Source organism: Streptomyces sp. CB03238 (assembly GCF_002099185.1).
Taxonomy (GTDB): Bacteria; Actinomycetota; Actinomycetes; order Streptomycetales; family Streptomycetaceae; genus Streptomyces.
The window spans coordinates 138,598-148,148 of the sequence record NZ_NBCN01000019.1 but is presented as its reverse complement, the minus strand read 5'-3'; the positions used below and the strand labels follow the sequence as shown (position 1 = coordinate 148,148).

Below are 9,551 nucleotides of genomic sequence, written 5' to 3'. Positions count from 1 at the left end.
GCTTCCACCGCACCCTGCTCGACGAATGGGCCTACCAGCGGCCCTACTCCTCAGACCACGAGCGCATGGAAGCATTCACCGACTGGCTCCACTGGTACAACTACCACCGACCCCACACCGGCATCGGCGGCCAAACACCTGCCAGCCGCGGCACCAACCTCTCCAGACAGCACATCTAGGGCCTGTCGTCAAAGTGTGATCGTCTTTTCGGCCTCCTTCTGACATGGCACGATCATCATGGGCTGATGAGTAGATACACAGAGGTCATCGTCCTGGCGCGAAGAGCTGAAAAGGTCATGGAACCCCTCACCCGCCCCGACAAGGGCAGGGACTGGCACCAGTGCTTCACGCGTGTGGACGACAGCATGTTCGGCGGGTCGCGCATGCCGTCCGATGAGTGTTACGCATGGGTTATCCAGTTCATCCGACACAACTGGCACGGGTTGCTGAACCACCTGGAAACTCTGGCATGGCCGGATCCGCACTCCGTCCAAGTCCTCGTTCGCGACGAGGACGACGACTGCTTCGGCCTTTGGATGATCTATGACGGCAAACTGGTCGAGGTATCGCTGCCGCGCACCGAACGAGAGCCGTTCTCAGCATCTGTTACCGGAGTCCTCTCTCGGACTGACCGTCACGCTGTGGGAGAGCTGCAAGGCTTCGCTTCGGCTGTCACGCCCACATCAGCAGTGACGGGAGCGTGACGGCTGCTCGGTAGGACTCGGCGGTCTTGTCGTATCGGGTAGCGATCCCGCGCCATTGCTTCAAACGGTTGAAGCACCGTCCACGACGTTGCGGCGCTTGTAGAGCTCCTTGTCGAAGGCGGGCGAGCGTCCGCCCCGGCTGCCGCGCCGGAGCCGGTTGCGTATCTGGTCAGCCCGTTCCGGAACGGTGTGTCCGATGCCACGCCCCGGAGCCAGGCCCGGATGGCCTTGGAGCTGTAGCCCTTGTCGTCCAGGATGTGATCGGGCCGGATACGCGGCCGCCCGGGCCCAAGCCGGGGTATCCGTATTGCCTCCATGACGGCGGTGAGCTGGGTGCAGTCGTTGGTGTTCCCGCCCGTCAGGACGAATGCGAGCGGGCGGCCGGCCGCGTCGCAAGCAAGGTGAATCTTGCTGGTCAGGCCGCCTCGGGACCGGCCGAGCGCCGGGCTGCGGAGCCCCCTTTTCGTGCCCCGGCGGCGTGCTGGTGGGCCCGAACGATGGTGGAGTCGACCGACACGAGCCAGTCGATGTCTCCGGCAGCGTCCGCCCTTGTCCGCGCGGCCCGAATCCGGTCGAACGTGCCGTTCGCCACCATCGGCGGAAACGGGTGTGGAGCGTGGTCCACGGGCCGTACCGCTCGGGCACGTCCCGCGAGGCGACCCCGGCCCGGAACTTCCACACGTATCCCGTTGATGATCATGTGGTCGTCCAGTCGCGGTCGCCCCAGTGCGGGCCGGGGTAGCAATGGGTGTATCAAATCCACTCGGCATCGGACAGTTCGTGGCGGCGTATCACCTGATCATGATCCGCGACCCTAGATCACTTTGACGACAGGTCGTAGGCGCGTCACGGCGAGGTAGGTGGGGGACCAGAGCACTCCTCATGCAACCGCACCGCTGTATTGAAATCGCGTCTATAGCTCCATTCATCGTTGGGCGAGGATTTCAACGCTGCGTCGAAGAACTTTATGGCACCCGAAGTCAGCGCCTTGAGGATCTCCTTCTCGGAAATCAGCGCGGCACGCTTCTCTTCTTGGTTTGCGTATCTCACCACGACGTTTCCACCCGAGACCCTTTTCAGGTCGAGCGTGAAGCTACGCTCTGGGAAACTGAGTACCCTGTCCTCGCCCGCCATGAAATGTTCAAGGTAGGTGAGAATCAGCGACCAAAGTGCGTCGATCGTGTCGGTCTCGCTGCGCCCCAGGATCGGGGTGTCATTGACTTGCAGATCAATGGCACCCTGGATGCGTCGATCCCGGCAGAAGCGGATTCCGCAGGTTTCAACCGGAATGAACTCCCCGGAATCGGAAACAATGAAGGTACTAGCTCTTGCCGTCATTCGGTTGCCTAAGTTGTGTCGAACCGTCGTTCGGTCATACTACGGGATAGAACTGTCCAATAACCCCGTCCCCAAAGCCGAGAGCATACAAGCGCCCGTCGTATTGTCCGTAAACCTTGTCCCACTTTCCCTGAGCGTATTCAGGGCTGCCCAGCTTCCGCTGATTCTGTCTCATCACCGCAGATATGGCACTTTGAACGTCCTCGATGGTCATTCGTGCGTCGAACAGCGTCTTATTGCTGGTATTTCCTCGGAGGTAGGCCGGATGATGCCCCTCGAGAATGTGGGTCATGTCCTGCTTTCTCAGCAGGAACGAATTGCTCCCATATGTGTAACTCTGGCTCTGCCAGGTCTTTAGGGCGTCGCCCACTCCGCAGTTATGTACGAGTACCGGAGTTTGTCCAGCTAGTACATAGTACGTGTGGAGGCTGTTGACGGTGAGGTCGTACGCCGGTTCAAGGGACTTCCAGTGCTTGACTTCAGTGATGGCTGCAGCTTGACCGTCCGGCTGTCGTAGTGCGTCATTGGGAGTGAGGTCGCCTGCGTCTACCCATTTTCTCTTGGTCTGGGACCAGAAGGGGTGGTGGTCGGTGGCTGTGACGGTGCCGCCGCCGTGCTGTGCCGCGAGGGTGATGTCGGTGAAGTCGCGGTCGTCGGGCGTGTGGATGGTCGCGTCGACCCGGTGGGGCTCGGTGACGTCCGTCTGGGGGTCTGTCGCCAGTACGGCGTCGCCGACCCTGATCTGCTCGATGGGCCGCGTCGAGCGGTCCCCCATGAGCACCCGTGTCCCAGCGGGGAAGCTGTGATTAGGGCAAGTGGGTGCCGGGGTCGGGTTCTTCTTTTTAGTCGCGTCGATTACCTCTTCGACCCCGTTGGCGAACTTTTTGATCACCTTTGCGACGGGGATGGAAGTCGCGGCCAAGACCGCGCATTCTACGTGTACGGGGTCATCGACACATTTGGCGATCTCGTCGACGTCGTACCACCACATAAGACCGTCGAAGATCGGATTCGACTTTCGGCCGACGCTCTTCGAGTACGTCGCAGTCGACGTATCTGTACGTGCGCGGGACGAGGTCGACGCACTGCTTCTTCTCCTTGTTGGCCGCCTCTGCGTCGCGCTTTCTCTTGGCCTCTTCTGCCGCCAGACGGCGGGCTTCGGCTGCTTCGGCCTCGAGTTCTTCCTTGACTTCGAGCCATGCCTGCGACGCCATCTTCCCGGCGTCGATTGCGTTCTTCCCTGCTGCGATGGCCGAGGCGCGGGCATCCGCCGCCGCAAAGCTAGCTCTGGCGGCGGAGTCGCGAGCGTACTGGGCGGAGAATTCGGCGTCAGCGGCGGATGCCTCGGCGGCGTCCGCGTCACGGTCTGCTGAGGTGGCAGCATTTCGGGCGGTCGTAGCGGACTTCTTCGCTGCGGTTGCGCTGGCTTCGGCGGCGTCGGCGGATTTGTCGGCTGCGGCCGCGTGGTCCTGGGCTTCGCCGGCGGACTTCAGCGCTTCGGCCTTGGCCTTTTCCGCTTCTGCGGATGCCTGGTTGGCTTTGGCGGCCGCTTCGGCGGCGAGCCAACGATTCTTCTGAGCTTCGGCAGCGACAAGCGATGCTTCGTCGATCAGCCGCTGGACCTGGGCGATGTGATGCTCGGCGAGTTTGTCCTTGCGGTCGGCAGTGAAGCGGCCGACCGCCACAAACTCGTGGAGAAGGTCCGCCGGGCCGGCCAGAGCGATCTTCGCTGATGCCTTCACCTCAGGCCCGCTATTGGGGTCGTTGACGAGTTGGGAGGCGATCACCTCCTCGTCGGAGAGGCGTGCTGAGTACTGCGTACCCGCCAGGAAGACTGCGAGGGCTTTGCCGCTGCCGTCGGCCAGTGCGGCGCGGGAGGCTTCCTTGACGCCGGGGCCGCCGGTGCTGTTGATTTTGGAGACGGCGACGGCCATGTCGTCAGCGCCGGCGGTGTACTGGCCGGTGGTGTAGAAGTCGGCGATCTGCTGCGGCGTACCGGCAAGAGCAGCGGTGGCGGCCTCCCTCACCGAGGGGTAAGGGCTTTGGCTGCTGAGCTGGAAGACCCGCTCACGCATCTCACGCTGCTCAGCCTCCTTCCAGCCCGACCGCAGGTACTCAAGGACTTCCTCATCCGTGCCTGCCAGGGCGAACGCGGCCGCGTCCTGGCTGATCGGGCCTCGAAGCTTCATCGCCTGCATGGCCAGCTGGCGGCCCTTCACCGCCAGGGTCTTCACATCCGCGTCGGGCTTGGTCACTTCGGCGGCCAATGCGGCCGCATTGGCGTCGAGAGACCTGGACTGAACCTGTTGCGAGGCGAAGTCGGAGACGATGGTGTTGGTGACTGTCTTGCTGGTCCTGGCCCGTTCAAGAGCGGCCTCGGTTCGCGTCGCCAGGTCAGCAGCCTCGGTCTCACGCGCGATGGCGAAGACCTTATTCGCGGTCGCCGCCGCGGCGGTGGCTGCGTCGGCTGCCTTTTTCGCTGCTTCGGCGTGCAGGTTGGCCTGTGCTGCCGCGTCAGCTGCCTCACCGGCGTACTTGGCCGCCTCTTCCGCCGCCGCTGCCGCGTTACGGGCGTGTGCTGCTGCCGACATGGCGGCGGTGCGGGCCTCGAAGGCGGCCGTGGCGGAGCGTTCGGCAAGTGCCGTGGCCCTGTTGGCGGCGTTATTGGCGGCGGTGGCGTGCCCGCGAGCTTCCGCAGCGGCGGCCTTCGCGTCGGCCGAGTGGGCACCAGCGGCGTCGGCGTAGTCGCCTGCCGCTTCGGCTGATGCGGCGGCGGCGTTGGCATTGGCGCCCGCACTCGTTGCGGCTTGCGCTGCGACTCCGGCTGCCTTGGAGGCCTTGCCCGCCTGATCGGCAGCAGCCGCAGAGCCCTCAGCCAGTGTCGCTGCCATCAGCGCAGTGGCGGCTGCCGTCTTGGCGGCGGCCGACTTGCTCGCGTCCTTGCCCGCCGCGATCGCCGCGTTGTAGGCCTGGTTCGCGGCATTGGCCGCAGCCGCGGCCGCGCTGGCGGTCTGCGCGGCGGCAAGCGCGGCGACACGCGCGGCACGGTTGGCCGCGTTCGCCGAACCGATCGCCTGCTGCGCCGCCGAGGCCGCGGCCCTGGCCGCGTCAGCGGCCTGCTTGGCCTTCACCGACGCCGTCTTGGCGTCGTTCTTGGCCGCCTCGGTCTCCTGCGCGGCCTTGGCCGCTGCTTCCTTCGCCAGCTCCGACGCGGCGATCGCACGCGCGGAAGCTTCCTCCGCCGACTTCGTCGCGTCCTCGGCCTGCTTCCCCGCCAGCTTCGCCTGCTCAGCCAGCTGCGCGATCGTCGCATGTTCCTGATCACGGTTTCTGGCGACGAACTGCCCGACCTCAAGGAACTCGGCAACATCCTCAGGCCTGAAAGCGGCACGTCCGCTGTAGTCCCGTGGTCGTAACGGCCCGCCCTCCCGGGCGGGCCGTTACGCCGGTGTCCACCGGGCTGGTGCGGCGCCAACCGGCCCGGTGGGAGCGGGACTTGGATTAACCGACCGGGGTTGTTGGACTGGCGTCGCCGCAGCGGGTCCGTTTCGTTGACGGTGCTGTGAGGCGACCGTTACTCCAGTGGCCATGTCGCCACGATTCCGTGCGGTGTGCGCCCTCGCCGCCGCCTCAGCCGCCGTGTTCGCCCTGGCGGGACCTGCCGCCGCCGGACCACCCCCCACCACGACCGAGACCCTGCTCATCGGCTCGCCCCAGCTGTCCGTCGCCGTCGCCCGGGACTTCCCGCGTGTCGTCTCGTACACCGACCGCGCGAGCGGGGCGCGGCTGCTCGGCAGTACGAGTCCGGTCACGGCCGTCACGCTCAACGGCACGGCGTACGCCGTCCGGCTCGCCGGCGAACCCGTCGTCACCGCCACGAGCTCCCGCTACACGCTCGCCTTCCCCGACCTGCCGGGGGTCGAGGTGGACGCGACGCTCACCGTCGCCGGGCGGGCCACCACCTTCAGGGTGACGGCCGTCCGGGACACCGACGCCTTCCGCGTCGGGACCATCGACATACCCGGGCACGACCTGGTGTCGGTCGGCTCCACCGAGCCCGGCGCGGCCACCGCGTTCACCAAGCTGGACCCCGACTCGACGCGTACCGCCGACGTGTTCGGGACGGTGCCCGAACAGCCGGATGCCGCGCCCGTGGGGGCGTCGTACGCGATCGTCAACACCGGCTCGCTGGCCGCCGCCGTGGAGTCGAACTCCAGCTACGACAAGCCCGCCGGGCCCACGAACGGCGACGACGCCCGCTTCTGGCACCAGGCCCGTAAGGCGGCGGACGGCAGCGTACGCGTGGGTGTGTGGTCCGGGCAGTGGACGTACCGGGGCGCGGGCGCGCCGCAGCCGGAGAGCGGCGGCGACCTGCCGTGGGCGAAGGTCGTCGTCACGCCCGACGTCAACGGGGACGGGCGGGTCGACTGGCAGGACGGCGCCGTCGCCTTCCGTACGATCGGCATCAAGGCGCCGGGCAGCGCGCAGACGCCCGGCCGGGTCGTCACCCACATCCCGTTCAACTTCGCCAGCCAGGCCACCCACCCCTTCACCCGCACCCTCGACGACGTGAAGCGGGTGTCGCTCTCCACGGACGGGCTCGGTCAGCTCGCGGTGCTCAAGGGGTACGGCTCGGAGGGCCACGACTCCGCCCACCCCGACTACGGCGGCAACTACAACAAGCGGGCGGGGGGCCTCGACGGCCTCAACGACCTCCTGCGCGGCGGCAAGAAGTGGGGCGCCACCTTCGGCGTCCACGTCAACGCCACCGAGTCGTACCCGGAGGCCAGGAACTTCAGCGAGACGCTCGTCGACAAGACGAAGCCCGGCTGGAACTGGCTCAACCAGAGCTACTACATCAACCAGCGCCGGGACATCAACAGCGGTGATCTGGCGCGCAGGTTCCAGCAGTTGAGGGACGAGACCGACCGCAATCTCTCCTTCCTCTACATCGACGTCTACTACACGCACGGCTGGATCGCCGACAAGACCATCCAGGCCGTGCAGGCACAGGGCTGGAACGTCGGCACGGAGTGGTCCGACAAGTTCGAACGGGCGTCGCTGTGGTCGCACTGGGCCAACGACCTGGACTACGGCGGCGCCACGAACAAGGGCCTCAACTCCCAGATCATCCGGTTCGTCCGCAACGGCGAGAAGGACATCTGGAACAACCACCCGGTCCTCGGCCAGACCGCCATGGAGGACTTCGAGGGCTGGACCGGCGAGACCGACTACACCGCTTTCACGGCGAACATCTGGCAGAAGAACCTGCCCGCCAAATACCTCCAGCGGCAGAAGATCCTCCGCTGGAACGGCAACGACATCACCTTCACGGGCGGCGTGCGCGGCACGGTCGAGGACGGCAGGCGGACCTTCTACGAAAACGGCCGCAAGGTCCTGGACGGGGACCGGTACCTGCTGCCGTGGGAGGGCAAGCTCTACCACTACAACAAGGGCGGTGGTACGAGTACGTGGGCGGTGCCCGGGGGCACGTACACGGTCTACCGGCTGACCGACAACGGGCGGGTCCGGGCCGGGACGGTACGGCCGTCGACGGACGGGCGGATCACGCTGACCGCCGCCGCGAGGCAGGCGTACGTGCTGTATCCGGACCAGGCGCCCGCGCAGCCGCCGGTGCGGTGGGGCGAGGGCACGCCGGTCAAGGACCCGGGCTTCAACGACGCCCGGCTGGGCGCCTGGACCAAGACCGGGGCGGTCGCGCGGGACACCGACGAGCGGGGGCGCAACAGCGCGGTGCTCACCGGGGAGGCGCGCGCCGGGATCGCCCAGCGGATCGGGGGGCTGACGCCGGGGAAGCGGTACAGCGCGTCCGCCTGGATCGAGGTCCAGCCCGGGGCGTCCCGGCGTACGACGCTGGCGGCCGGGGGCGCCTCCGTGGCCGTCGAGCGCTCCACGGTGCCGAACCGGATCGCGGCCTCCGACTGGCACGGCACGTCCATGCAGCGCGCGAAGGTCCACTTCACCGCGCCGGGCAGCGGCGAGGTGACCCTGTCGGTCACGGCCGAGGGCGGCAGCGGCCCGGCGCGGGTGCGGGTGGACGACGTACGGATCGTGGAGAACGCGCCCACGGCAAGGGCGGGCGTGTACGAGGACTTCGAGGCCGTCGACCAGGGCTGGGGACCGTTCCTGAAGGGCGACGCGGGCGGCGCCAACGACCCGCGCACCCATGTCAGCCAGCTGCACGCCCCGTACACCCAGGCGGGCTGGAACGGGAAGCTCATCGACGACGTGCTGGAGGGCGCCGAGTCCCTCAAGGCCCACGACGAGAACACCGGCCTCGTCTACCGCACCGCGCCCTGGACCGTGCCCATGACGGACGGGCACAGCTACCGGGTGGAGTACGACTACCAGTCGAGCCACGCGGGCGCGTACGAGTGGGTGACCGGGTACGACCGTTCCGTCGAGAGCCGCCGTACCCCGATCGGACAGCAGCGGACCACCGGCCACTTCAGCGAGACCGTCACGGCCGGCTGCGGCGACACCTGGACCGGGCTGCGCAAGCGCGCCGACGCCCCGGACGGCGCCGACTTCGTCCTCGACCGGTTCACCGTCACCGACCTCGGCCCGGCCACCGCCCGCCCCGCCTGCGGCACGCTCGCCCTGGCGGCGGGCGAGACCCTGGAGCCGGGCCGGGCCAACGACGTCACGGCGACCTTCACCAACGACGAGACGGCCACCGTGAGCCCGACCGTCACGCTCACCCTCCCCGAGGGCTGGACCGCCGAGCCGTCCGGTCCGGTCGAGCCCGGCACGGTCGAGCCGGGCGGCAAGGCGACGGCGACCTGGCGGGTGACGCCGCCGATGGACGCCGCGTACCGGGCGTACCAGCTCGGCGCCTCGGCCTCGTACCCGGTTGGCGGCACGGCCAGGACGCTCACCGCCGCCACCTCGGTGCGCACCCTGCCGCCCCCGCCGACCGCCGACGCCTGGGCGAGCGACCTGGACTGGGCGTCGGCCCGCAGCGGCTGGGGCCCGGTCGAGCGGGACATGTCCAACGGCGGGACGGCCGCGGGCGACGGCACCCCGCTGCGGATCGGGGGAGTGGCGTACGCCAAGGGCCTGGGCACCCACGCCCCGGCGACCGTGCGCTACTACCTGGGCGGCCGGTGCACCTCGTTCACCGCCGAGGTGGGCGTGGACGACGCCCAGGCGACGCGCGGGACCGTGCGGTTCACCGTCACGGCGGACGGGGCGGAGAAGGTGACGTCGCCGGTCCTGAAGGCGAGCGACGCCGCCTGGTCGCTGAGCGCGGACGTCACGGGCGCGTCGTACGTCGACCTGGTCGTCGGCGACGGCGGTGACGGCAACGGCAACGACCATGCCGACTGGGGCAACGCCCGGTTCCACTGCGGCGGTTGACCAGGTCCGGGGGGAGAGGGCGCTGTGATCGAACGATCAATTCGCGCACGTCATGTGCGATTCATTGACTGTTCGCTCGTTCGTGTGAGAGAAACCGCTCACCCAAGAGCCCTCTTCCCCTCGGAGGTC

Annotated in this window: 6 protein-coding genes and 1 pseudogene; 3 read left to right on the top strand and 4 right to left on the bottom strand. The window is 67.7% G+C overall.

Annotated elements, in window-relative coordinates; all coding sequences use genetic code 11:
• Together BKD26_RS29440 and BKD26_RS29435 are read left to right on the top strand one after the other, a co-directional pair.
• Positions 1-179, top strand: a 179-nt coding sequence (locus BKD26_RS29440; RefSeq protein ID WP_143662726.1) for an integrase core domain-containing protein, incomplete at its 5' end; no start/stop codon positions are given.
• A gap of 66 nt (positions 180-245) precedes the next feature.
• Positions 246-704, top strand: coding sequence for a hypothetical protein (locus BKD26_RS29435; protein ID WP_084904386.1), 459 nt, complete (start codon positions 246-248; stop codon positions 702-704).
• On the opposite strand, the pseudogene BKD26_RS41650 reads toward BKD26_RS29435, so the two are convergent.
• From BKD26_RS41650 to BKD26_RS29415, 4 genes and pseudogenes are all read right to left on the bottom strand, one after another.
• Positions 673-1,385: pseudogene (locus tag BKD26_RS41650) on the bottom strand (IS5 family transposase). The gene BKD26_RS29435 and the pseudogene BKD26_RS41650 sit on opposite strands and share 32 nt — an antisense overlap.
• A 165-nt stretch (positions 1,386-1,550) precedes the next feature.
• Positions 1,551-2,042, bottom strand: coding sequence for a hypothetical protein (locus BKD26_RS39880; RefSeq protein WP_143662725.1), 492 nt, complete (start codon positions 2,040-2,042; stop codon positions 1,551-1,553).
• 34 nt (positions 2,043-2,076) lie between these two features.
• Positions 2,077-2,964, bottom strand: coding sequence for a Hint domain-containing protein (locus tag BKD26_RS29420; RefSeq protein ID WP_179166742.1), 888 nt, complete (start codon positions 2,962-2,964; stop codon positions 2,077-2,079).
• Positions 2,965-2,989: 25 nt separating this feature from the next.
• Entirely contained in the window at positions 2,990-5,173 is a 2,184-nt protein-coding gene (locus BKD26_RS29415) for an ALF repeat-containing protein (RefSeq protein ID WP_084904383.1), read from the bottom strand.
• Between the two features lie 457 nt (positions 5,174-5,630).
• Between BKD26_RS29415 and BKD26_RS29405 the strand changes: the two genes are divergently transcribed.
• Positions 5,631-9,422, top strand: a complete 3,792-nt coding sequence (locus tag BKD26_RS29405; protein WP_084904378.1) for an endo-alpha-N-acetylgalactosaminidase family protein — start codon at positions 5,631-5,633, stop codon at positions 9,420-9,422.
• Positions 9,423-9,551 lie beyond the last annotated feature (129 nt).

Bases quoted from the DNA above. Each gene is read 5' to 3' on its own strand.
- BKD26_RS29435 (WP_084904386.1), top strand. From the start codon at position 246: ATGAGTAGATACACAGAGGTCATCGTCCTGGCGCGAAGAGCTGAAAAG.
- BKD26_RS39880 (WP_143662725.1), bottom strand. From the start codon at position 2,042: ATGACGGCAAGAGCTAGTACCTTCATTGTTTCCGATTCCGGGGAGTTC.
- BKD26_RS29405 (WP_084904378.1), top strand. From the start codon at position 5,631: ATGTCGCCACGATTCCGTGCGGTGTGCGCCCTCGCCGCCGCCTCAGCC.